At 65.4% G+C, this 23,901-nt stretch carries 24 protein-coding genes; 13 read left to right on the top strand and 11 right to left on the bottom strand.

The genetic code is table 11. The features are described from left to right. The first annotated feature begins 54 nt into the window (after positions 1-54). The gene (locus ACVWWJ_RS20795) at positions 55-882 is read left to right on the top strand and encodes an MlaA family lipoprotein (RefSeq protein WP_159890107.1); all 828 of its coding nucleotides are present in this window, start codon (positions 55-57) and stop codon (positions 880-882) included. Between the two features lie 174 nt (positions 883-1,056). Here ACVWWJ_RS20795 and ACVWWJ_RS20800 read toward each other — a convergent pair whose 3' ends face one another. The 7 genes from ACVWWJ_RS20800 to ACVWWJ_RS20830 form a co-directional block, all read right to left on the bottom strand. Beyond that, positions 1,057-1,353, bottom strand: a complete 297-nt coding sequence (locus tag ACVWWJ_RS20800; RefSeq protein WP_456969322.1) for an STAS domain-containing protein — start codon at positions 1,351-1,353, stop codon at positions 1,057-1,059. Then, the gene (locus ACVWWJ_RS20805; RefSeq protein ID WP_456969323.1) at positions 1,350-2,036 is read right to left on the bottom strand and encodes an MlaC/ttg2D family ABC transporter substrate-binding protein; all 687 of its coding nucleotides are present in this window, start codon (positions 2,034-2,036) and stop codon (positions 1,350-1,352) included. The genes ACVWWJ_RS20800 and ACVWWJ_RS20805 overlap by 4 nt, the downstream gene beginning before the upstream one ends. A 23-nt stretch (positions 2,037-2,059) precedes the next feature. Continuing rightward, positions 2,060-2,935, bottom strand: a complete 876-nt coding sequence (gene mlaD, locus ACVWWJ_RS20810) for an outer membrane lipid asymmetry maintenance protein MlaD (RefSeq protein ID WP_159890101.1) — start codon at positions 2,933-2,935, stop codon at positions 2,060-2,062. 58 nt (positions 2,936-2,993) lie between these two features. After that, positions 2,994-3,764 carry a lipid asymmetry maintenance ABC transporter permease subunit MlaE gene (gene mlaE, locus ACVWWJ_RS20815; protein WP_159890099.1) on the bottom strand — a complete coding sequence of 257 codons (771 nt, stop codon included), beginning with the start codon at positions 3,762-3,764 and terminating at the stop codon, positions 2,994-2,996. Continuing rightward, positions 3,761-4,573, bottom strand: a complete 813-nt coding sequence (locus tag ACVWWJ_RS20820; protein WP_456969324.1) for an ABC transporter ATP-binding protein — start codon at positions 4,571-4,573, stop codon at positions 3,761-3,763. Before ACVWWJ_RS20820 ends, mlaE begins: the two co-directional genes overlap by 4 nt. Beyond that, on the bottom strand, positions 4,570-5,187 hold the full coding sequence (gene gmk, locus ACVWWJ_RS20825) for a guanylate kinase (protein ID WP_159890095.1): 618 nt from the start codon (positions 5,185-5,187) through the stop codon (positions 4,570-4,572). The genes ACVWWJ_RS20820 and gmk overlap by 4 nt, the downstream gene beginning before the upstream one ends. Positions 5,188-5,398: 211 nt before the next feature. Further along, positions 5,399-6,334 (bottom strand): AraC family transcriptional regulator, encoded by a 936-nt coding sequence (locus tag ACVWWJ_RS20830; RefSeq protein WP_456969325.1) that lies wholly within the window; start codon positions 6,332-6,334, stop codon positions 5,399-5,401. 76 nt (positions 6,335-6,410) lie between these two features. Between ACVWWJ_RS20830 and ACVWWJ_RS20835 the strand changes: the two genes are divergently transcribed. Further along, positions 6,411-7,403 (top strand): oxidoreductase, encoded by a 993-nt coding sequence (locus ACVWWJ_RS20835; protein ID WP_456969326.1) that lies wholly within the window; start codon positions 6,411-6,413, stop codon positions 7,401-7,403. A gap of 48 nt (positions 7,404-7,451) precedes the next feature. Here the strand turns inward: ACVWWJ_RS20835 and ACVWWJ_RS20840 are convergent, their stop codons facing one another. Both ACVWWJ_RS20840 and ACVWWJ_RS20845 read right to left on the bottom strand, forming a co-directional pair. Continuing rightward, positions 7,452-8,804 carry an amidohydrolase family protein gene (locus ACVWWJ_RS20840; RefSeq protein WP_456969327.1) on the bottom strand — a complete coding sequence of 451 codons (1,353 nt, stop codon included), beginning with the start codon at positions 8,802-8,804 and terminating at the stop codon, positions 7,452-7,454. 22 nt (positions 8,805-8,826) lie between these two features. Beyond that, entirely contained in the window at positions 8,827-11,010 is a 2,184-nt protein-coding gene (locus ACVWWJ_RS20845; protein WP_456969328.1) for a penicillin acylase family protein, read from the bottom strand. Between the two features lie 147 nt (positions 11,011-11,157). Here ACVWWJ_RS20845 and ACVWWJ_RS20850 point away from each other — a divergent pair, with 147 nt between their 5' ends. Next, positions 11,158-11,784: a hypothetical protein gene (locus ACVWWJ_RS20850; RefSeq protein ID WP_456969329.1), complete on the top strand. Its 627-nt coding sequence runs from the start codon at positions 11,158-11,160 to the stop codon at positions 11,782-11,784. Positions 11,785-12,152: 368 nt separating this feature from the next. Beyond that, positions 12,153-13,283, top strand: coding sequence for a glycosyltransferase (locus ACVWWJ_RS20855; RefSeq protein WP_456969330.1), 1,131 nt, complete (start codon positions 12,153-12,155; stop codon positions 13,281-13,283). 15 nt (positions 13,284-13,298) lie between these two features. Here ACVWWJ_RS20855 and ACVWWJ_RS20860 read toward each other — a convergent pair whose 3' ends face one another. Then, positions 13,299-14,225, bottom strand: a complete 927-nt coding sequence (locus tag ACVWWJ_RS20860; RefSeq protein WP_456969331.1) for a M14 family metallopeptidase — start codon at positions 14,223-14,225, stop codon at positions 13,299-13,301. 99 nt (positions 14,226-14,324) lie between these two features. Between ACVWWJ_RS20860 and ACVWWJ_RS20865 the strand changes: the two genes are divergently transcribed. Continuing rightward, positions 14,325-14,948 carry a phosphatase PAP2 family protein gene (locus ACVWWJ_RS20865; protein WP_159890081.1) on the top strand — a complete coding sequence of 208 codons (624 nt, stop codon included), beginning with the start codon at positions 14,325-14,327 and terminating at the stop codon, positions 14,946-14,948. A 15-nt stretch (positions 14,949-14,963) separates the two neighbouring features. Here the strand turns inward: ACVWWJ_RS20865 and ACVWWJ_RS20870 are convergent, their stop codons facing one another. After that, complete coding sequence (locus ACVWWJ_RS20870; protein ID WP_456969332.1) at positions 14,964-15,827, bottom strand: YicC/YloC family endoribonuclease; 864 nt, start codon at positions 15,825-15,827, stop codon at positions 14,964-14,966. 75 nt (positions 15,828-15,902) lie between these two features. Here ACVWWJ_RS20870 and rph point away from each other — a divergent pair, with 75 nt between their 5' ends. The 8 genes from rph (at position 15,903) to pepQ (ending at position 23,886) form a co-directional block, all read left to right on the top strand. Next, positions 15,903-16,634, top strand: coding sequence for a ribonuclease PH (rph, locus tag ACVWWJ_RS20875; protein ID WP_456969333.1), 732 nt, complete (start codon positions 15,903-15,905; stop codon positions 16,632-16,634). Further along, a complete protein-coding gene (locus ACVWWJ_RS20880; RefSeq protein WP_159890075.1) occupies positions 16,631-17,146 on the top strand; it encodes a GNAT family N-acetyltransferase in 516 nt (171 codons plus the stop codon). The genes rph and ACVWWJ_RS20880 overlap by 4 nt, the downstream gene beginning before the upstream one ends. Then, positions 17,146-17,739, top strand: a complete 594-nt coding sequence (gene rdgB, locus ACVWWJ_RS20885) for an RdgB/HAM1 family non-canonical purine NTP pyrophosphatase (RefSeq protein WP_456969334.1) — start codon at positions 17,146-17,148, stop codon at positions 17,737-17,739. The genes ACVWWJ_RS20880 and rdgB overlap by 1 nt, the downstream gene beginning before the upstream one ends. Then, positions 17,736-18,893: a radical SAM family heme chaperone HemW gene (gene hemW / locus ACVWWJ_RS20890; protein ID WP_159890073.1), complete on the top strand. Its 1,158-nt coding sequence runs from the start codon at positions 17,736-17,738 to the stop codon at positions 18,891-18,893. The genes rdgB and hemW overlap by 4 nt, the downstream gene beginning before the upstream one ends. A 131-nt stretch (positions 18,894-19,024) precedes the next feature. Continuing rightward, entirely contained in the window at positions 19,025-21,277 is a 2,253-nt protein-coding gene (locus tag ACVWWJ_RS20895; RefSeq protein ID WP_456969335.1) for a DUF1631 family protein, read from the top strand. After that, positions 21,274-21,621, top strand: a complete 348-nt coding sequence (locus ACVWWJ_RS20900; protein WP_159890069.1) for a PilZ domain-containing protein — start codon at positions 21,274-21,276, stop codon at positions 21,619-21,621. The genes ACVWWJ_RS20895 and ACVWWJ_RS20900 overlap by 4 nt, the downstream gene beginning before the upstream one ends. Before the next feature lie 58 nt (positions 21,622-21,679). Further along, entirely contained in the window at positions 21,680-22,294 is a 615-nt protein-coding gene (locus tag ACVWWJ_RS20905; protein ID WP_159890067.1) for a hypothetical protein, read from the top strand. Between the two features lie 269 nt (positions 22,295-22,563). Next, positions 22,564-23,886 carry a Xaa-Pro dipeptidase gene (pepQ, locus tag ACVWWJ_RS20910; protein ID WP_456969336.1) on the top strand — a complete coding sequence of 441 codons (1,323 nt, stop codon included), beginning with the start codon at positions 22,564-22,566 and terminating at the stop codon, positions 23,884-23,886. Positions 23,887-23,901 lie beyond the last annotated feature (15 nt).

Here is a 23,901-nt window from a genome sequence, read left to right on the forward strand (position 1 = left end):
ATAATAAAACCAAGCGGTACACTAAAGTATCGCCCTACCCGCAAAGTCGCCTCGATGCACCTCAATCTGATTTCCCGGTTCGCCAGACCCGCGCTGGCAGCGCTCGCCACCGCCCTTCTCGCCGCGTGCCACATCGCGCCGCCGCGGACGGACGACCCGAACGAGCACTTCAACCGGAACATGTACGCCTTCAACGACAAGCTCGACAAGGCGGTCATCCGCCCCGTCGCTGTGGGCTATCGGAAGGTGACCACGCCCGCGGTGCGTACGGCGGTCAGCGACTTCTACACCAACATCCGACTGCCGATCACGGTGGCCAACGACCTGCTCCAGGCTCGCCCGAAGCAGGCCCTGCAGTCGACCAGCCGGTTCGTCGTGAACCTGACGATCGGCTTCCTTGGCTTCAAGGATCCCGCCAGCCTGCTCGGTATTCCGCTGGAAGACAACGACTTTGGCGTGACCCTGGCCCGCTGGGGCGTGCCCGAGGGCGATTACCTGGTCCTGCCGCTGGTCGGCCCGACCACGGCCCGCGACGTCTGGCGCCTGCCGGTCGACAGCTACTTCTTCGACCCGCTCAGCTACTACTCGCGTAACCACAGCTACAAGTACGGCCAGGAATACATCCCTTCGGCGCTCTATCTGGTGACCCTGCGCTCGCGCGGTATCGACGCGGAGAGCTTCCTCGCCTCGGCCTACGACCCGTACGTGTTCATGCGTGATGCCTACCGCCAGCAGCGTCTGTACCAGATCTACGACGGCAACCCGCCGGACGCGGTCATCGAACAGATGCAGGGCCTGAACGACAATCAGGGCTTCGATCCCGACAAGCTGCTCGACGAGCAGCACAAGTGGGAACAGAAGAACGGCGAAAAGCCGGAATAAAAAAGGGCCCCTCGGGGCCTTTTTTATGTCTGACTTTCAGGGTGACGGAAAACCCTGTGGGAGTCGCTTCAGCGGCGATCCCGCGGCAGCGGGAGGGGTTGCGGCAAGCACCCTATCGCCGATGAATCGGCTCCCACAGAAAGCGTAGGCATCTGCAGAGAAAGCAGGCCGCCGTCAGAGCAGGTTTTCTACGCCTGAAACGCGCGCCAGGGCTTGCAGGCCTTCCGGCGTGTGGGTGACGACGAGCGCCTTGCCCTGCGTCCGGGCGTGCGCGAGCAGGGCCAGAAGCGTCGCCAGGCCGGCGCTGTCGGCGTGCGTGACACCGCTCAGGTCCAGCGTGGTCTGGCCGCTACGATCCAGTTCGGCACGCGCCGACTGCAATGCCTCGGCCGCCGTGGCGAACGTGAGTGCGCCGGACACCCCGAGGGTGCCCGGCACCGTGGTCGTCAGCGAGAACGACGCCGGGATCACTTCTGCGCGCCGCCCTTGCCGCCGCCGTCTTTCTCGAGCTGGTCGATGGCCGCACTGCCCTTCGACTCGAGATCGACGGTCAACTTGTCGAGGCCCTCCTTCTTGATCTCGGCATCCACCTGGTTGCGGTAGTTGGTGATGTACGAGATGCCCTCGATGATCACGTCATATGCCTTCCAGTCACCGCTGGCGCTCTTGCGGAACGCGTAGTCGACCGAGACCGATTTGCCGTCGTCGAGCATGACCTGCGTGCGGACAATCGTGCGCTTGTTGTTGAGATCCCCACTGAACGGGAGCACCTTGACCCGGCCGCGGGTGTAATTGAGCAAGCCCTCGGCATAGCGGTGCGTGATCGAGTTGTAGAACGCCTTGGCGAAACGCTGGCGCTGTTCCGGCGAAGCCTTGCTGGCGTTCTGGCCGAGCACGAGGATGGACGCGTAGTCGATGTCGAAATGCGGCAGGAAGGTGTCGTCGATCACCGCGATCAACTTTTCCTTGTCGTTCTTGAGCTCGGCCTGATGGCCTTCGATGGCCTTGGCCAGGTCATCGGAGATCGTCTGCACGATCTGCTGGGGACCCTGGCCCTGGGTAGCGGACGCCGGAGCCGCATCCTGGGCGAACGCGGGAGCGGCGATGACGCCACCGACGGCGAGGGCAATGGCAAGGGAAAGCTGACGCAGCATGCGATGTCTCCTGGGGTCCGGCCTTACTTCTTGCCGGAGTTGTCGGGTTGGGTGCCGCCCTGGGCGCCACCGGATTTGTTGTCGCTCGGCGAACCGTTCACGAGGAACTTGCCGATCAGGTCTTCAAGCTGGAGTGCGGACTGCGTGAGGATCAGCTCATCGCCTTCGGCGAGGAAGGTCGGCGAGCCACCCGGCTGGATCGCAACATACTGGCTGCCGATCAAACCGCTTGTGAACACCGCGCCAGCCGAGTCATCAGGTATCTGGGAGTAGCGCTTGTCGATCGCAAGGGTCACCGTGGCTTCGCTGCTGCCCGGCTTGATGACCACCGAATCGACGCTGCCGATAGGTACACCGGCCATTTTCACGGCCGCACCCGGCTGAAGGGCACCGACGTTGGTGAAGTTGCCGGTGACATGGAACGTGCCGCCCAGGCGATCCGGCGCGCTGCCGCCGCCGAAGAACTTACCGATCATCTCTTCCAGCTGCTGGGCCGGACGGGTCAGGCCGATTTCGCCGCCTTCCTTCACCGGGGTCTTGGACTGACCGAACTGGATGCCTACGTACTGGTCGCCGAGCAGGCCGCTGGTGAAGATCGTGGCCACGGAATCGACGGGGATGTCCTTGTGACGGTCGTCGATCGACAGGGTGACCTTCGCCTCTTCCTTGCCGGGAACGAGGTCGATCGCCTGCACGGAGCCGACGCGAACGCCGGCGATCTTCACCGGGGCGCGGTTCTTCAGCTGGCCGATGTTGGCGAAATGGGTTTCGACCGTGTAACTGGAGCCCTGGCTGGCGTTGGCCACCGAGGTGGTCTGGGTCGCCAGGTAAGCGAGGGCGGCAAAGCCGAGCACGATGAACAGGCCGGTGCCGAAGGCATAGGAACGTCTCTGGGTCACGGCGCGGTCCTCGAACGGGTAAAGAAGGAAGGAGTAGTCATGGCGGGTCTCCGGTGCCTCAGATCAGGAACGAGGTGAGGACGAAGTCCAGCGCCAGGATGGCGATGGACGAAGCGACCACCGTGCGGGTCGTCGCATAGGCGACGCCCTCGCTGGTGGGCGGCGTGGTGTAGCCCTGGAACACCGCGATCAGGGAGACCACGATGCCGAAGGCGATGGATTTGAGCAGCACGCCGTCGATGATGTCCTTGTGGACATCCACCGTGGCGGTCATGTTCGACCAGAACGTGCCGTTGTCGATGCCGAGCCAGGTCACCCCGACCAGGTGTCCACCGAACACGCCCATGGCGCAGAACACCACGGCAAGCAGGGGCAGCGCGATGACGCCGGCAAGGAAACGTGGTGCGATGACGTAGGCGATCGGATCGACCGCCATCATCTCCATGGCGTCGAGCTGGTCGGTCGCGCGCATCAGGCCGATCTCGGCGGTGACCGAGGTGCCGGCGCGGCCAGCGAACAACAGCGCGGTTACCACCGGCCCCAGCTCACGATAGATCGCGATGGCGACCACGGTACCGGTGGCCGAGGTGCCGCCGAAGATCGAGAGCACGTCGTACAGCTGCAGGCCGAGCACCATGCCGACGAACAGGCCGCAGGTCATCACGATGGTCAGGCTCATCGCGCCGACGAACCAGATCTGCCGTATGGTCTCGCGACCATGACGGAAGCTGCGCGGGATCGCCGCGAGGATCGTCAGCAGGAAGATGCCACAGGCACCGATCTGGCTGAGGCTGCGGACGACGACATTGTCATTCCTTGCCGTCGTCATGCCTTTTCTCCGGGAAAACCAAGCGCCGTGGCGTAATCGCCGGCGGGATACTGGAACGGCACCGGACCGTCGATCTGGCCGCCGAAGAACTGCGCGGTCCACGGCGAACCGTCGTTGGCCAGCGTGGCCGGCGCACCCTGCGCCACGACCTTGCCGTTGGCGATCAGGTACACGTGGTCAGCCACCTTTTGCACTGCCGCCAGTTCGTGGGCCACCAGCACGGAAGTGATGCCGAGCGTGTGGTTCAGCGTGCGGATAAGCAGCAACACCTGGTTGAGCGAGATGGGATCCAGGCCGACGAAGGGCTCGTCGTAGAGGATCAGGGCGGGGTCGAAGACGATGGCGCGGGCCAGCGCCACGCGCCGGGCCATGCCGCCGGAAAGCTCGGTAGGCGACAACTTCGCGGCGCCGCGAAGGCCGACCGCTTCGAGCTTGTTGAGCACGATGTTGCGGATCAGTTCTTCCGGCAGCTCGGTGTGCTGGCGCAGCGGGAAGGCCACGTTCTCGAAGACGTCGAAGTCGGTCAGGAGGGCCGAGTTCTGGAACAGGTAACCGATACGCTCGCGCAGCTCGAAAAGCTTCTCGCGCGACAGCGACGGCACGTTCTCACCGTCTACCTCGATCGTGCCGGCATCGCCACGCATCTGCCCGGTGATGTGCTTCAGCAGGGTGGTCTTGCCGGTACCGCTGGGACCCATGATCGCGGTGACTTTGCCGCGAGGGATGTCCAGGTCGAGATTGTCGAAGATGGTCTTGCCGTTGAGGACCGTGGTCAGTCCGCGTACGCGGACGATGGCGTCGTCGGTCATGGTGCGAGAAGCTCCTCGATCAGCGCCTCGTGGCGGCGAGCCGACGCAGGCGTGCGCTGGCGGACGGCGCGAACGATCGCCTGGAGGTCCGCCAGGGCGTCCTCGAAGCGGTCGTTGACGATGATGTAGTCGAACTCGTGCGCGTGGGCGATTTCCTCGCGCGAATTGAACAGGCGGCGTTCGATGACCTCGGGCGCGTCGGAACCTCGACCGCGCAGGCGGCGTTCGAGTTCCTGGCGCGACGGCGGCAGGATGAAAACGCTCACGCAATCCGGCTTGCCCTTGCGGACCTGGCGCGCACCCTGCCAGTCGATTTCCAGCAGCACGTCCGCGCCCTCGCACAGCTTTCCCTCGACGACGGTGCGCGAGGTGCCGTAGAGGTTGCTATGCACCTCGGCGTGCTCGAGGAAAATGCCTTCGGCAATTTCTTTCTCGAAGTCGGTGCGCTCGACGAAGAAGTAGTGGCGTCCGTACTGCTCGCCCACGCGCGGCGGCCGCGTCGTATGCGAAATGGACAGCGAGATGTCTGGCTCGCGCTCGAGCAAGGCGTTGACGAGCGTGGACTTTCCGGCTCCCGAAGGCGCGGCGACCACGAACAGGGTGCCGTCGATCATCCGAGGGTCTCAGGTTGGGCGTGCATGGATTCTCCCGGCGCTGGCATCGCGAGCTGGGCAAAACGCGATTGTAGCGAACTCTTCCATGTGGGAGCCGCTTCAGCGGCAATCGGACCATGTGGGAGCCGCTTCAGCGGCGAAAAGCCTACGGAGCGGCCTAGCCGCAGCCCAATCGCCGGCATAGCCGGCTCCCACATAGAGCCGGACGCTGTCAGGAAGAGGCCCGGTCGCCGGCGTATCGGCTGGGCGATACCCCAACGATCCGCTTGAAGGCATGGCTGAACGCGCTTTCCGACGCATAGCCCAGATCCCTCGCCAGCACCGCCACGGGCACCTCGCCCTGGCGCAGGGCGCGCTCCGCAAGCCGCATGCGCCACCGCGCCAGATAGGCCAGCGGAGCCACGCCTGCGGCCGCCTTGAACTGGGAAGCGAAGATGGTGCGCGACATCGCTGCCGCGCCGGCCAGCTGATCAAGGCGCCAGGGCTTGCCCGGCTCCCCGTGCATCAAGCGCAGGGCTGCGCCCAGGCGCGGATCAGCCGCCGCCCGCAGCCACCCCGCCTGCAACGGACCTCCCGCCGAGAGGTGCGCCCTCAGTATCTGTACGAACAACAGGTGGGCCAGCTGCGTCCTGGCCATGCCGGAACCCGGAAGGTCACCACGACTTTCCTCAACCATGCGGTCGAGAATCCAGCGCATGGTGGTCGCTTCCGGTGCCGAGCCACGAACGTGGATCAGCGACGGCAAGGCCTCATGAAGCATGGGCGCATACGTAGGGTGTAGCCGCACGTGGCCGCCGATCTGCAGGACGTCATCACCCTCGCCTACCGGGACGATCGGGGTCGTACGGCCTGCGAATACCTCACGCGCATCTATCGTCGGCAGCGAGAGATCGCTGGCCAGAACGAATCCGCGCTCAGCGATGAGCAAGACCACGTCGCCCTCTTCCATCCGGACCGTCGAGCCACCGTCCGTGCGCAGCCAGCACCCGCCGCGCAGGACGGCGAAGAACTTCAGCTTGTCCGGCGCCGGAAAGCGGATCGCCCAGTCCCCGCCGGCGCGGAAACCGCCGGAAACGACTGACTCGACGTCCGCCAGCCGTAACACCTCAGAGATCGGATCGTCAGCCATGCCCGTACGATTGCGCATGGATGGCGGACTTTCAAGCATTCATCGTTCGGCGAGAGGGGCCTAACCTTGTGAGCATCCCCAGAGGAGATTCCCCATGTCCAGCGTCCAGACCCCCATCCATTCCGGTTTCACCATGGCCAGCACGGCGGACGAGGTGCTCGCCGGCATCGACCTGACCGGCAAAACCGCCATCGTCACCGGCGGCTACTCGGGCATCGGTACCGAGACCAGCCGTGCGCTACGCGCCGCCGGGGCACGCGTGATCGTCCCGGCCCGCGACCTGGCCAAGGCGCGCAAGGCCCTCGAGGGCATCGATGTCGAGATCGAGCCGATGGACCTCGCCGACCCGGCCTCCATCGACGCCTTCGCCGAGCGCTTCCTCGCCCGTGGCGAGCCACTGCACGTCCTGGTCAACAGCGCTGGCGTGATGGCGATGCCGCTGACACGCGACGCGCGCGGCTACGAAATGCAGTTCGCGACCAACCACCTGGGCCACTTCCAGCTGACCGCACGGTTGTGGCCCGCCCTCCGGCGTGCTGGCGGCGCACGCGTCGTTTCGGTGTCGTCGCGCGGCCACCGCTTCGCCGGCGTCGACTTCGACGACCCGAACTTCGAGCACCGCGCCTATGACCCCTGGGTCGCCTATGGTCAGTCGAAGACGGCGAACGTGCTGTTCGCCCTCGGCGTGGACAAGCGTGGCGAGGCCGACGGCATCCGCGCGTTTGCCTTGCACCCCGGCGCGATCATGACGGACCTGGTCCGACACATCAGCCAGGACGAACTCCGCGCGTTTGGCGCGATCGACGAGGAAGGGCGTCCCGTCGTCGACCTCGAACGCGGCTTCAAGAGTGTGCCGCAGGGCGCGGCGACGAGCGTCTGGTGCGCCACCAGCCCACAGCTGGATGGCATGGGTGGCGTGTATTGCGAGGACGTCGAGGTGTCGCCGATTCTGGTGGAGGCAGACAACACGCCGGGGCGAGTGAGTAGTGATGTCGGTGTGCGCCCGTGGGCGATCGACCCGGCGGCAGCGGAAAGCCTGTGGGCGCTGAGCGAAACGCTCACGGGTGTATCGCTCGCTTTACGCTGATCCATCAGGGAACCGACGCGCGGTTGAGAGGCCGGGAAACCTCCGACGTTATTGAGGCGAAGCGGGATTTCCCGCAGGCGACGGCTGCTTGTAGACCACCCCACCCTTCATGACGAAGGCGACATGCGCAAGCGTGCCGATGTCCCGCGTCGGATCACCCGGCACCGCGATGATGTCGGCATCGAGCCCGGCTTTGAGCTGGCCGATATGGTCCTGCTGGCGAAGCACCTTCGCGTTGACTGCGGTGGCGGCGAGGAGTGCGCGGACGGGTGACATGCCATCGCGCACCATCCAGGCAAGTTCCTTGTAGTTGTCGCCGTGGGTGAACACGCCGACGTCGCTGCCGTTGCCGATGATCACGCCCGCATCGAGCGCAAGCTTGAACGCGTGCGCCGCCTTCTGCATGGATTCGGTCGGCGGATCGCCCGGCTTCCAGCCACCGAAGTATTCCGAGGTGGCCGCGCTGGCTTCGAGCGTGGGCATGTACGCAACCCCGTGCTGCTTCATCAGCGCGAAGACTTCCGGAGTGCCGTCATAGCCATGTTCGATGGTATCGACGCCGGCCAGCACCGAGCGACGCATGCCTTCGGCCGTGGTCGAGTGCACGGCGACGGGCAGGCCCATACCGTGCGCCGCGTCCACTGCCGTTTTCAACTCTTCTTCGCTGAAGGTCGGCACTGAGCCCTTCGCCTTGCCGCAGTGGTAGTCGGCATACAGCTTGATCCAGTCCGCGCCATGTGCGGCCTGGTCGCGCACGGCGTCCAGCATCTGCGCCGGACCGCTTACCGGGATGCCACCCTGCGGGATGTCCATGTCGTCACGAAAGCCCAGGGGCCCGGGACCATAACAATGCGCCGCGATAGTCGCGCGCGTTGCAACAAAGAGATGTGGACCCGGGATCACGCCCTTGTCGATGGCCCGCTGCACGTCGACATCGGCATAACCCGCGCCTTCCGTGCCGAGGTCCCGCAGCGCGGTAAAGCCGGCCATGAGGGTGTCGTTGGCGTGCTTCACCGCTTCCACCGTGCGGAAGGCCAGCGTTTCCTTGAGGACCTGGTCGTTCCAGGTCGTCTCGTTATACGGGTGCAGGAAGATATGCGAGTGCGCGTCGATAAGGCCAGGGAGGATCGTCGTACCCGGCAGGTCGATGGTCTGCGTGCCGGCCGGAAGCGTTACGTCCTTCGCCGCACCAACCGCGACGATCTTGTCGCCCTGGACGAGAACGACCCAGCCTGCGTGCGTCTGCTCGCTCCTTGCGTCGAAGACACGCTCGCCCTTGATCAGCCAGGCGTGATCCGCCGCTTTTGACCCGGCCACCTGCCCTGCTCCCGTGGCGCTGCACGCAACGGCCATACCACCCACCAGCGCAAGCGCCTTGCTCCACCCCGCCACCTTGCTCATACCATCACCCCTGATCGATTCATCACTGCCCCGGATGATAGGTCCGCTCGATGTGCCCCTGCTGTTCCTCGGGCCAGAAATACACGGTCCGCAGGTTGCCCGTGGTGTAACGCTCTGCCTCATCGTTGAAATGCGGCGAATCCGGGTGACCACTTTCGCCGCCTGCCGTGATGGCCCGCGCATGCACCTTGTCGCCGAACTCCACCACCGCCACGAAGCTGTTCCCGCTGGTGCCGTAGTAGCGTTTGGTGCCCGGCCAGCGGTGCGCGCCGAATGAGGCAAGTGAACCCCACCGCGATGACGTAAACGGCTCAGGGATGCTCGGCTTCGCATCGTCGAAGGGCTGCACGATCGCACCGTCGATCCGCTGGAAGCGATTGACCTCGCCCCAGGGCACGCCCCAGCTGCCGAAGTCGTGCTCGAGCCGTTCCGTCGCCTCGGCCAGGGCGTTAAGCCGCATCTGCGGCCCCGCCTTGTCGGCCATCCTGTCGTAGACCGACAGGCCTTCCTCCGTATCCAGCTTGCTGGCCTTGTCCCAGAGGATGTCTCCCCAGAATACGGCCAGCGAGGTTGGCATTGAGGAGATACCCCAACGGTAGTCCCAGGTCCGCAACATCGCGATGGGGCCGGCGAGTTTCTGTTTGAGGGGGTCAGCCGGGGGCAACGCGTCGAAGTCGGCGATAAGAATCGGCAACTGCCGCGCGAAGGCCGGCAGGTAGGGATCAAAGGCCGTGTCGATCAGCGAGGCCAGGGTGAAGTCACGGCGGCCGGTGAGCACGCGCGTCGCATGCAGACCGCGCGGGTTCTCACCAACAGCATCCATGTAGCGCGGGAAGTCGGCCTGCTTCGGGCTGTCCGGACCGGCCGCGGAGTACGGCCAGTCGTTGGTATTGAAGATCCAGCCCGTCGGCGGATTGAGCAGGTGCGGTGCCTTGTCCAGCGGAAGCAAACCCTGCCAGTCGGTGGATGGATCGCTGCCATCGACCGGCTTCGTGTAGTCGAAGCGGTCATCGCGCTTGGGGATGAACTGCGGGTGGAGGTAAGCGATGTTGCCTTTGTCGTCCGCGTAGATCGTATTGTTCGACGAGTTGGCCTTGAGCTCAGCCACCTTCATGTAGGCCGCGTAGTCGTTCGCCCTGGTCCGCAGCCAGCTCTGCTGCAAGGCCTCCAAGGGCTTGTTCATCAGTGCAACGGCGATCCACTTATCACCCTCGCTGCGCACGACGGGGCCATGGCGCGTCGCGTACACCGTGAAGGTGCGCGCGGTGCGAGTACCGTCGGCTGCACGGTAAGGCACGACGATCTCACGCGATGTCACCGCACGCAGTTCCTTGCCGTACCGATAGAACGCTTTGCCATCTTTCTGCACGATGGTCTCGGCGAATTCGTCGACGACGTCCGCACCGGTAGAAGTGTGCATCCAGCCTATGTGCTGGTTGAAGCCCTGGTAGATGAAGAACTGACCCCACGTGACTGCACCATACGCATCGAGTCCTTCGTCGCTCGACATCTGCAGCTCCGAACGAAAGAAGAACGACGTGTGCGGGTTGATGAGCAGCAGTGCGTGGCCGTTCGCCGTGAGCTTCCGCGCGATGGCGATGCCGTTCGAGCCCGTTGGCTCTTCCCAGCTGGAGGGCGGCGTGAACTGCGCAAGCGCCGCCCCCGGGTCCTTGCCGTAGAAAGCCTGCAATCCCCTGGTCGAGACCCGCTCGATGTCACCACCGATACTGCCTTCGCTGAAGCTAAGGGCCATCCAGGGTTCGAAGTGCGTGATGACGCGCGGATGCACTTCGGGATGCGTCGCGAGGTAATCGTTGAGTCCATCGGCCCAGGCGTCCATCAACGCTACCAGCCAACGTGGACTGCGTTCGTACATCGCCTTGAGCTGTGCCGGATCGACAAAGAGCTTCTGCCGGAGGTCCTGCCAGATGGCGGACTCGCCGTCGGCCTCGGCGGTGCGGCCAAGCGAGGTCAGATAATTAGACTCGATGCGATTGAAGTCGTCTTCCGCCTGGGCATAGGCCATGCCGAAAACGGCATCGGCGTCGGTCTTGCCGTGGACGTGCGCAATGCCCCAGTCGTCGCGCTGGATCGTCACGGATTGCGCTTCGTGCTTCCAGCGGGCGGCGTCGTCAGCGCCTCGTGCGTCCACCGTCGCCAAGGACAGCAGCATGAAGATGGACAATGGCAGGCCGCGTGTACGCATCCGATAGTCCCCGGGTCACCGACTAAGGCGTGCCCCTGCACGCGAGATGGAAGTATAGCCGCGAGTGCTCGCGCGGCGAGTTGTACTGCGCGCGCCGTTTGACCGAAGATGGCCCTGCCATCGTTGGCAAGGGAACAAGGAACGTACATGCGTCCATTTGCGTGGCTCGTCGTGCTTCTGCTGACCCCCACGGACGTTGGTGCTCGGGCGGCAGATGTCCCGCCGATCCAAGTGACCCCATGCCAGCTACTGAGTGATCCGGGGCGTTACAACCATGAACTGGTCCAGGTCTACGGCCTCATCTCTCATGGCTTCGAACAATTCGACATGTCGTCCGGGAAGTGCCCGATTCACGACGGCATGAGCACTGGCCTCTGGCTCGAGTACGGCGGCAAGCGCCAGTCACAAACCGCCTACTGTTGCTCGAACGCGACCGGTCCCGACCGCGCGGAAGTTCTCGTCGTCGAGAGCCTGAAATGCGATCTCGTGGATGATGCGCGGTTCAAGCAGTTCGACCATCTCCTTCACCGTCGACACGAGAGCTCAGTCACGGCGACCATCGTTGCGCGCTTCTTCGCCGGAGAAGAGTCGAAGATCAACGGAAAAAAGTTCTGGGGCGGCTACGGCCACATGGGATTTGGAAGTCTCCTCGTTGTCGAACAGGTCCTATCCGTATCACCTGCTGCCTACGCTCCGTATTCGAACGATCCCCTGCCGGTCCTTACGGGCAAACTTCCCAACATCGACGCTCGACTGCTCGCGCCTGCGAAGTAAAGAAGGCTTGACGCCTTACCGGAAAGGTCGCGAATCGCCGACGAGCTGCGAAAGTTCTCACAGCTTATCTTTCGCTTAGCAGCCACACCTGCTTCGCACGCAATGTGACGAAGCAACAACCACGAACCAAGCCCCACCACTCGTGTCGGTTAGCACGCCTTGCACGACAGTGCTTTCGGCCAGCTTACGTCCGGCTTAGCGACGAAGTGCACGTCGATGTCCGCGTCTATAAGTGTCGAATACATCGACAGCGATTTCGTTCGCTACGAACTTTAGCGACACGAAACCTGCACGAAACCAACCCGGCGTACGTTCGCATCTCCGTACTACACGTCGTGGAGTGCGCCTCAAGAAATCGCGGATATCCGATGCGCATCCATTACGTTGTTACGAGTCTTGAAAGCGGCGGCGCGGAGTTCAGCATCCCCGACATCGCCAAGGTCATCCGCGGCCTCGGGCATGACTTCCATGTCTTCGCCCTCGAGCCCCGCGACCGCCTGGCAGAACCGCGCCTGATCGACGCCGGCGTGCCCTACACGCTGATGTCCGAGGGGAAAGCCTCGAAGCTGGCCAGCATGTACCGATATGCCCGGGCAGTCAGGACATCCCGACCCGACGTCATATGGACCTCGCTGAGCCAGGCGACTCGTGTCGGCCAGATCGTCGGCGCGATGTACCGCATCCCGGTCGTCAGCTGGAAGCACAGTGCGGACGCCAAGTCCTACATTCGGCGGTCGCAACGCCTGAGCAACCTGTGGATCGCCGACTCTCGGGACGTCGCTCTGTACCTGCGCAAGTCGATGGGCGTCGAATCGGAGAGGGTGGCGACATGGCCATTGTTCAGCCCCACCTTCGCCGACGCGCCTCTTGCGCGGTGGGACGGTGCCGGTCCCTTGGTCATCGGTAGTTCCGGCCGACTTCATCCGCAGAAGAACTATCACTTACTCATTCAGGCGGTCGGTCGGCTTCGCCATGACGATCCCGAGACGTTCGCGAAAGTCGAGGTATCGATTGCCGGCGATGGACCGCTCCGTGGCGAGTTACAGAACCTCATTTCGTCGCTCGGCCTGCAGGACAAGATCACACTCAAGGGGTGGATCTCCGACGTACCTGCGTACCTGCGCACCCTGCATCTGTACGTCCAGCCATCCGCCTACGAGGGTATGTGCATTGCTGCGCACGAAGCCATGGCGGCGGGACTTCCGATCATCGCCACGCCGGTCGGCGAGATGCGCAGGAGCGTCCAGCCCGGCCGCACCGGCGTCTTGCTCGAGAACGACATCGTCGGCGGCATCGGCGCGGCGATACGTGGATTCCTCAGGCGGCCACAGACGCTGAAAGACTATGGCGAGAACGCGAGGGTTTACGTCGAGCGCAGCATGGGTGAAGGCGCCTTCGCCAGGAACGGACAGGACGTACTGGAGCGGATAGAGCGGGACATCCTGAAGAAGCACGTCCCGCGGCCGATCGCGCAGAAAGTCGACACCGCTACCGGCTGACCAGCGCGGCCGGCGTCAGTCCCCGGGATACGCCAGCGCGTAGTCGAACGCGGCACGCACCGCTGCCACCTGGGCGTCGTTGCACTGCTGCGGCGTCGCCCGCGGGCTATCCGGATAGACCTCGGTGGTCGTGACGTAACGTGCGTCGGTGATGCCAGCGCAAAGGCCCAGCTTCTTCACGTCGTATTCGATCACGCCAGGCGCGACCACTTCCGAGCCGATGATTTCGCCGTGGTCATCCGCAGGCGCGATATGCGTCACCTTCGCGACGGCGTCAATGATCGCTTTCTGGAATTCCGGCTGGCGATTGAAGGAGTCGTCGACAAGATAGAAGCCATCGGGAATCTCGCCGGGCTCGTATTCTTTTCCATCGCGCGCGGCGACGGCCGGACGGAATTCCGACTCGTCCGAATCAGTGGTTTCGTGCAGGTCGATGTGCGCCAGCACGCGGTTGCCCAGCGGCGCCAGTAGCTTCACGAGTGCAGCCGATTCCGCCGCCGGGCTGTCTTCGCGAAAATTACGGTTCGGATCGATTGCGTCCGGGTTCCAGCGCTGGATGCGCTCGTAGGCCCAGGGGCTCACGCAGGGCACGACGAGCACGTTCGCCCTGCCGGCATAGTCGGCCCCGTGGTCGCGAACGAACTGCAGCGCACCCTCCACGCCACTCGTCTCATAGCCATGGACACCGCCCGTCACTAGCAGCACGGGGAGGTCGTCGCGCCAGTCCCGGCTGCGGATGGCGAGCAGGGGGTACTGCCCCTCCGCGTAGTCCAGCGCGCCGTATTCGGACACGTCGAAGCGTTCACGCAGCGCGTCGATCGCGGTCAGGACGTCATCGGCGTAGACACGGGTCTTCGCCTGGCGCTTGCGCCACTCGGCGACTTCCGAAGCGCTCCAGGGCTGGCCGGGCGTGCCAATGGGATAAGACGAGGGGGTAGTCATAGGCCGGATAGTAGCCGGGAAGATCAGGTGGTCGTAAGGTCTGGGGCCTAATCTCAAATTATGGCGGCATGCCGGCCGCCACTGGGAGGAGACGGGGACATGGCACTACGCACCTGGGCATGCCTTTTCGCGCTGACCGTGTCCGCCACGGCGACGGCCGGCGGCGGACCACTCGGCATCGATCACCGCCTCCATTACGACAACAGCGGCATCTGGAAGCGAAGCAACCAGAAGCTCCTCGCCGGGGCGACCGCGGTGACCGTCTTCGGTGGCGCGTTGCTGCTGGGCGACAACGACGACTTCGGCGACACCCTATGGCGCTCGGTGGACTCCGTGGTCCTGGCTAGTGCCACGACGGACGTGCTGAAGCTGGGCTTCCGGCGGCAGCGGCCTTCCGAGACGGATGACCCGGACAAGTTCTTCTCCAGTGGAAAGAAGAACGACAGCTTCCCGAGCGGCGAGGTGACCCTGATATCGGCAGCGGTCACACCGTTCATCGTTCGCTACGGCGAAGACAACCCGATGGTCTACGCCCTCGCCCTGCTACCTGCCTACGACATGGTGGCGCGCATGAAGACGCGGGGTCACTGGCAGACCGACGTCCTCGCTGGCGCCGCTATCGGCACCGGCTTCGGTATCTGGTCGTCGCGGCGGAATTCGCCGTTCATCCTCAGCGTGCTGCCCGGCGGGTTCAAGGTCGGCTTCATCCACCATTTCGACTAGCCCAGCGGATCGGTATCACTCGATATTCTGAACCTGCTCACGCATCTGCTCGATCAACACCTTCAGCTCGACCGCTGCGTTCGTCGTCCGCGAATCAACCGACTTCGACCCTAGCGTATTCGCCTCGCGGTTGAACTCCTGCATCAGGAAGTCCAGGCGACGGCCGACGGGCTCCTTCAACGCCAGCACACGGCGTGCTTCGGAGATATGCGTGGCGAGGCGGTCGAGCTCTTCGTCCACGTCGATGCGGGTGATCTGGAGCACGAGCTCCTGCTCCAGGCGGCCCGGCTCCACCGGCTGGCGCATGTCGGCGAGGCGGCCTTCGAGGCGCGCGCGCAGGGCGGCCTGGATCTCGGGCAGCCATCCGCGGACATCGCCGACGATCTTTTCGATGCCGTTCAGACGTTCGACCAGCAACTCGCCCAGCTTGCCGCCTTCACGGCCGCGAGTGTCGTTGAGGGCGACCAGTGCCCGGTCGAGCACCTCGATCAGGGCGACCTGGAGCGCGTCCGCATCCGTCTCCGCCTGGCGCAACACGCCGGGGAAGCGAAGCAGGTCGGTGAAATCGATCGACATGCGCGGGAAACGCTGCTCGAGGTCCAGCGCCAGCTCGGAAAGGCGCGTGAGCATCTGGGCGTTGATCTGCAGGTTGTCCCCCGCTCCGGCCTCGGTACGCAAACGGACGGTCAGGTCGACCTTGCCGCGCGACAGATGGGCCCCGATCCGCTCGCGCAGGGCGCTTTCGAAGCTGCGCAGCTCCTCGGGCAGCCGGGGGCTGATCTCGAGGTAGCGGTGGTTCACGGTGCGCAGTTCGCAGGTGAGGGTACCGGAGGGGCCAGCGCTCTCTGCGGAGGCGTAAGCGGTCATGCTGCGGATCATGGATGGCTCGCTTGCGCGGCGGGGAAGACCGCAATGGTAAACTGACCCACCGTCCGCGCCCAAATCAGGTTATCCATGACTTTCTCCCGTCCGAGCGGCCGCGCCGCCGAACAGCTGCGCGCCGTCACCATCGAACGCCACTACACCCGCCATGCGGAAGGGTCCGTTCTGGTGTCCTTTGGTGACACCAAGGTGCTGTGCACCGCCTCGGTCGAAGAGCGCGTCCCACCGTGGTTGCGCGGCAAGGGTGAGGGCTGGGTCACCGCCGAATACGGCATGCTCCCCCGCGCCACCACCGACCGCACCCAGCGCGAAGCCGCGCGCGGCGGCCAGGGCGGCCGCACCATGGAGATCCAGCGTCTTATCGGCCGCTCCCTGCGCGCCTGTGTGGACCGCGCCGCCCTCGGCGAGCGCGTCATCACCCTGGACTGCGACGTGATCCAGGCCGATGGCGGCACCCGCACGGCCGCCATCACCGGCGCCTACGTGGCTCTCGTGGACGCGGTGGCAACGCTGACCAAGCGCAACGCCATCAAGCGCAACCCGATCCTCGGCGCCATCGCGGCCGTGTCCGTCGGCATCTATAACGGCGTGCCCGTGCTCGACCTCGACTACGCCGAAGACTCCAACTGCGACACGGACATGAACGTCGTCATGAACGACGGCGGCGGTTTCGTCGAGGTGCAGGGCACGGCCGAAGGCCACGCCTTCCGTCGTGACGAGATGGACGCCCTCATGGACCTCGCCTCCAAGGGCATCACCGACCTGGTCGCCGCCCAGCGCGCCGCCCTGGAGAGCGCCCCGTGACCACCGAGGTCCGCGCCGCCACGGCCGACGATCTCGACGCTATCGTCGCGATCCATCGCGCGGCCTTCGGTCGCGATGCCGAGGCGGACCTGGTCCGCCGCCTGGTTGCCGCCGGGCGCGCGTCCATCTCCCTGGTTGCCGTTGACGACGCGGAAACCGTGCTCGGCCACGTCCTGTTCTCGCCGGTGACCATTGAAGAAGGCGACGACGGCAAGTCGCTCGGCCTGGCACCGATCGCCGTGCACCCGGATCACCAGCGCCAGGGCATCGGCCACGCCCTGGTCGAGGAAGGCATTGGCGCCTGCTTCGTGCAGGATGCCCGCGCCGTCTTTGTGCTCGGATCGCCGGCGTATTACACGCAGTTCGGCTTCGGCAAGGCCTCCGCGCATGAGCTGCGCGACGCCTTCGAGGGTGGTAATGCCTTCCAGGTGCTGCCGCTCACCATCGAGGGTCTGGCGGGTTATCGCGGTCGTGTCGATTACGCCCCTGAATTCGCGGAGAAGGAGCTCTGATGCGCCTGGTGCTGGCTTCAGGTAATGCGGGCAAGGTCGTCGAGCTCGAACAGCTGCTCGCCGGCAGCGGTGTGCAGCTGGTCCCGCAAACGGCACTTGGCGTCAATGACGCCGAGGAAACCGGCCTGACCTTCGTCGAGAATGCGTTGATCAAGGCACGCCATGCGGCGCGTATCACCGGCATGCCCGCGCTCGCCGACGACTCGGGTATCTGCGTCGATGTGCTCGGTGGCGCGCCCGGCCTGTACGCCGCGCGCTATGCGGGCAAGCACGGCGACAACGCCGCCAACAACGCCAAGCTGCTGCACGAACTGGCCGGCGTGCCGACGGAGAAGCGCACGGCCTACTTCATCGCCGTACTGGTGGTGCTGCGGCACGCGGACGATCCGGCACCGTTGATCGCCGAAGGTCGCTGGCACGGTCGCATTCTCGAAGCGCCGCGCGGCACGGGCGGTTTCGGGTATGACCCGCTGTTCCTTCCCGCCGGTTACGACCTCGGTGCCGCGGAACTCGAGCCCGCCCTGAAGAATCGCCTCAGCCACCGCGGCCAGGCGCTCGAGGTGCTCAAGGCCCGTTTCGCCGAGCTGTCATGATCCTCGTCCCGCCGCCACTGTCTCTGTACGTCCACATGCCGTGGTGCGTGCGCAAATGCCCGTACTGCGACTTCAATTCGCATGGCGTGCGCGGTACACCGGCTTATGCCGAGTACGTGGATGTGCTGCTGGCCGACCTGGACGCCGACCTGCGCGACTTCGGCGAAGCCATCGGCAACCGCCCGGTCGAAACCGTGTTCTTCGGTGGCGGCACGCCGAGCCTGTTCGCGCCCGAGCTGGTCGGTCGATTCCTCGACGGCGCGCGGCAGCGGCTGGCCTTCGCCCCGAACGCCGAGATCACCCTGGAGACCAACCCGGGCACGGTGGAGCACGGGCGCTTCGACGGGTACCTGGCTGCCGGGGTGAATCGCATCTCGTTCGGCGTGCAGAGTTTCGACAACGACAAACTGCATCGCCTGGGGCGCATCCACTCCGCCCATGAAGCGGAAGATGCCGTGCGCCAGGCCCGCGATGCCGGCATCGACAACATCAATATCGACCTGATGTACGCCTTGCCGGAACAGACGCTCGACGGCGCGCTGGACGACGTGCGGCGAGCCATGGCGCTGGAGCCCACGCACATTTCGCATTACCAGCTCACGCTGGAGCCGAACACCGCGTTCGCCGCCAACCCGCCCCCCCTGCCGGACGACGATGCGGCATGGGCGATCCAGGAAGCCTGCGAGGCAAGCCTGGCGGCTGGTGGTTACGGACAGTACGAAGTCTCGGCCTATGCCGCTCCGGGTCGCCGGTGTGCGCACAACCTGAATTACTGGCGCTTCGGTGACTATCTCGGTATCGGCGCTGGCGCCCACGGCAAGATCACCGATGCCTCCGGCGTGCACCGTCGCTGGAAGACGCGGTTGCCTGCCGCCTACCTCGCCTCGTCCGGTGAGCCGGGCCGGATCGGCGGCGACAACGTGGTCAGCGGTGACGACCTGCCCTTCGAGTACATGCTCAACGCGTTGCGCCTGATCGATGGGGTCCCCGCCGTGGACTTCGCCGAGCGAACCGGGCTGCCTGCCGAATCCATTGCCCCGGCTCGACAGGCGTGCGTCGCGCGCGGCTGGCTGGTGGACGATCCGACCGTGCTGCGTACCACGGCGCTAGGTCAGCGCTTCCTCAACGACGTGATCGAAGCTTTCATGGCCTGATTGCTGCCGTTTCCGCCCCTAGTCCATCCGCCCTAAGCCGTAAGCCCGCTGGTTCCCCGCTGGCGCCCATAGGGTGTGGACGCCTAAACTTGCGATCAGGCAGGGGAGAAACCAACTAAATGAGCGCAGGCATGCAGCCCCCACACGGCAGAATGGGTCAGGGCCCCGTTGCTTTGTCGCCACGCGCGGAGCGCGAGGCGCAGCAGGGCCTGTCGCTGTGCCTGACCTGGCTGGACATGCCGCTGCGGGAATCCCTGCGCGACTTCAGCCAGCGCCTTTTCGCCACGGCCGAAAGCACGCGCAACCATCTCGAACAGCAGGAATGCTTCGACAGCCGGAACATCATCGAGCGCGAAGGGCCCGATTTCCGCAACCGCTTTGCCGCGCATCTGTCCGAGCGTTTTCGCCACCTGGGCGAGGATGTCGACAGCAAATCCGCAACAGGCGAACACCTCGGCCTAGGGATGAACCTGACCTTGGTGGATCCCGAGGAGCAGGAACAGACCGATGCGCTCAGCAGCATGGCTGCGCGCGGCGAGGCACGCAGCGCCAGCAGCCTGTTCGAACTGGGCTACCGCATGGCGGTGCTCGCCGGCACGTCGCCTCTGGAAGGTGACGCACTGCCCGCCGGGCCGAGGGCACTCACCGCCGCGCTCAAGGCGGCGATCGCGCCCCTGCCCCTCGCCAGCGCGCATCGCCTGCTTCTCTTTCATGCGGTGGACACCCACGTGCTCGGCCATAGCGAGGCCTTCTACGGCGCGCTAAACGAGCACTACCGGACACGCGGCATCCTTCCCGGTTTCCGCGTATATCCCAATGTCCGCGTTTCGACGTCGCCGGCCGCGGAGCGTCGTGGCCGTCCGGGCGACGCTGCGCCGGGCGCTGCCGGTTCCGGCGGTGTCTCCGGCAGCAGCGGAGCGGGCGGTGGCACACACGAAGCCGCCCCGGTCAGTGCAACCAGCGAAGGCCACATCGGCGTGCTGGAAAGCCTGCGTGACCTGCTGGCCCACCGTGTCGCCAGCCAGGGTCGCGGCGCCGGCTTCGCACCGGACCGCCTGGTGTCCGAAGACGAACTGCAGACGGCGCTCTCCGCACTGCAAGGCCACGTTTCCGAAGTGGCCGATGCGGCGCAGCGTGAAATCCGCAGCGCCCAGTCCCTGCGCGACGAACTGCTGATCCAGCTCAACCGTGGCCGGCCGGCCGGCTCGCCACCCGCCGAACTCACCCTCGAGCAGGGCGATACGGTGGAACTCACGGCCATGCTCTTCCAGAACCTGGGTCAGCAACTCGGTGCCACCAGCCCCGGTCGCGCCGTACTCGGTGGCCTGCAGTGGCCGATGCTGCGCGCGGCCGTGAACGACCGCGGCTTCTTCGACCGCCCCGAACACCCGGCGCGCCAGCTGCTCGATACCGTCAGCGAAGCCGCGCACCACTGGCTCGATCCGGCAGAGGGCGAACCGGATGCCGCATTGATCGACCGGCTGGAACGCCTGGTGGTCGAGGCCAGTCACGCGCAGGTGATCGACCCCAACTGGCGTTCGGAGATCGAGCAACAGATCACCCAGCTGTCGCGCAAGGCGCATGTCGCCGAGCGCCGGCAGATCGAAGCGATGGAAGGTCGCGATCGCCTCGAGCGCGCGCGCCAGCGCGCCACTGAAATCATGGGCGAGCGGCTCGGCAAGGGCGCGCCACCTCGCGGAGTCCTGCGCATCCTGCTCGAACGGACCTGGGCTGACGTGCTCGCCCTGCATATTCTCCGTGGCGGCGAGACGGGAGAAGCTTTCCTCCATTGCCTCGGTGTCACCGACCAGTTGCTCGGCCGGCGACCGATCGCCGACGTGCAGAAACTGCGCGTGGACGTCGAACGTGGTCTCGAACACCTTGGGATGCATCCGTCCGAAGCTGCCCAGGTCGCCGCGGGGCTGTTTGAAACCCCGGCCACGCAGACTGACGCCGCCCTCACGCCGACCGATGTCGCCCTACGCCTTAAGCAGCGCCCGCGGCTGGGCGAAGGCACCGCGCACGGTGAGACCGTGACCGCCGTCGAACCCACGCCGCTCGACGCGGCCGCACGCGCGGTCTACGACGGCTTCGCCACCCTTCGCTTCGGCACGTGGTTCGAATTCATCCAGCCCGATGGCAGCGCCAGCCGGCGCAAGCTGGCCTGGTTCTCGCCGACCACGGGACGCTGCCTGTTCGTCAATCAGCGCGGTAGCCGTGCCGAGGATATCGACCTCACGCGTCTCGCCCGGCTCATGGCCAGGGGTGAGGCCCGCGAATGGCGCGACCAGCGCACGTCGTTCATCGACCGCGCCTGGCAGGCCGTGGCGCGCACGCTGCGCCGCGACGGCCTGCATGACACACGCATGGCGGGCAACGCATGAGCAACGAATTCGAACAGCGACGCGCACCGCGCAAGCGGGTCACGTCACCCATGCCCATCGTGGACGACATGACCGAGCGCGTTATCGGCCAGCTCGGCAACCTTTCGGCCACGGGCATGATGGTGCTGGCGACGCGCGCTCCCCGCAGCGGCGCCGTGCACCAGGTGAGCTTCATGCTGCCGGACACCCAGCACCGCGAGCATCGTGTCGAGCTCGGCATCCAGGAGCAGTGGCACGAACCCGCCGCCTCCGCCGGGCAATTCTGGGCCGGCTACCGCATCGTCGCCGCCAGTGACGACGATGTCCGTGCCATCGACGAATGGATCGGTCCGCCGCCGGACTGAACGGGAGCTCGCGCTCATGCTTTACGACGCACCACACTGGGGATCACCATCCCCCACCATGAGCGATGCCACCACCATTCTTGTCGACACCGATCTCGAACGCGACGACGCCGCGGCCGCCGCGACCGGCCTGTATCTCAAGCTGGTCGGCGACGGCACCCTTTCGCCTGTCTATGAAGTCGAGAGCGAACCGCGCTTCCGCGTGCTCGACGAACGCCTGACCGAAGAAACCGGGGTCTACGCCATCGGCCTGCATGCAAGCAGCCACCGCTGGCGCGACGACGAACACGGCGGGTCACGCCTGGTCGAAGGCGGCCCCGAGAACGGCATTTTCTGCCGCTACGACGGCAGCTTCACGATCCGCTGCCCGGAATGCCGCCAGCCGCTGGCACCGGGCGACGAGGGCAGCGAAGCCCTCGAAGAAGCCCTCGCGGTCTGGTGCGACGCGCCCAACTCCGCCTATGTCGCCTGCCCCGGTTGCGCCGCCTGGACGCCGCTCACCCTGTGGCGCTCACCAGCCCACGATTTCGCGGTCGGCCACTTCGCCATCACCCTTTACGGGACGCACCTGCGCAGCCTGACGGACGACGCGCACGACCACGCCGCCACCCTGCTCCGCCATCGCCTGGGCGACGTCGCCGGCGATTTCGCCGTGGTCTACGCCAAGGCCTGAAGAGACATGTGGGAGCCGGTTGCTCCTCGTGGGAACCGATTTTGCTCCTTGTGGTAACCGATTTTGCTCCTTGTGGGAGCCGCTTCAGCGGCGATCCCGCGGCAGCGGGCAAGCCTGCCGCCAGCACCCATCGCCGCTGAAGCGGCTCCCACAAATGAAGCGGCTCCCACAAAGTGACTGACTCCGACAATCGCCACGCAGGGTTGGCTCCGCCGCCCCGGAGGCGCACCATTGGCGTTTGCCCCAGTCCCCCTTCCCGGAGATCGACGATGAACGACGCGCTGGCCGCGCTTTACCCGCAACACCTCGCCACCCTGCGTGAGCGCACCGATACCGCGCTGGCGCGCGGCGGTTTCGATCACCTTGTCGTCCCGGCCGGCCGACCGATCACCAAGTTCCTGGACGACCAGGACTATCCGTTCATCGCCAACCCGCATTTCAAACACTGGCTCCCCCTGGTCGACGCCCCGGGCAGCTGGCTGGTCTACACGCCCGGCGAGAAGCCCAAGCTGGTCTTCCTGCAGCCGCGCGATTACTGGCATGTCGTGCCGGAAGCGCCGTCGGGTTACTGGGTGGATCAGTTCGACATCGTCATCGTGCGCAAGCCGGCGGACGCGATCGCCGAGCTGCCGCAGTCACTCGCCCGTTCGGCCATCATCGGTGACCAGTACTGTGCACTGGACGAGGTCTGCGCGAACAACCCGCCGGCGGTCGTCGACCACCTGCACTATCACCGCGCCTACAAGACCCCATACGAACTCGAGCTGATGCGCGAAGCGAGCCGTCGTGGCACGCGCGGCCACCGCGCCGCCGAGCAGGCGTTCCGCAACGGCGAGAGCGAACTCGGCATCCACTTCGCCTACCTCAAGGCGGTCGGACAGATCGACGCTGAACTGCCGTACGCAAGCATCGTCGGCCTCAACGAGCACGGCGCCGTGCTGCACTACACGAACTTCGATCGCAACGCGCCGGCGGAAAGCCGTTCCTTCCTGATTGACGCGGGCGCGAGCGCCTCGGGTTACGCGAGCGACATCACGCGTACCTATGCCGGCAAGAACTTCGGCGAGTTCCAGGCACTGATCGATTCGGTCGAAGCAGCCGAGCAGTCGTTCGTGTCGAAAGTGCGCGCCGGCCAGAGCTATCCGGAACTGCACGTGCATGCCCATCACGCACTGGCGGGTGTCTTGCGCGAACACGGCTTCATTCGCATGAGTGCCGAGAGTGCCGTCGAGTCCGGCGTGTCGTCGGCCTTCTTCCCGCACGGCCTCGGCCACGGTATCGGCCTGCAGGTGCACGACGTCGCCGGCTTCGCCGCCGGTGAAACCGGTGGCACCATCGCCAAGCCGGAAGGTCATCCGTACCTGCGCCTCACCCGCAATCTCGAAGCCGGCATGGTGGTGACCATCGAGCCGGGCATCTACTTCATCGACATGCTGTTGGCCGAACTAAAGAACAAGCCGTTCGCCAACGATATCGACTGGGCCAAGGTCGACGCGTTCCGCAAGTACGGCGGCATCCGCATCGAAGACGACGTGGTCTGCACCACGGGCGAGCCCGAAAACCTCACCCGCGACGCCTTCGCCTCGATCTGATTGGAGCTGATTTGA

The sequence above is a fragment of the Luteibacter sp. HA06 genome (assembly GCF_054061215.1).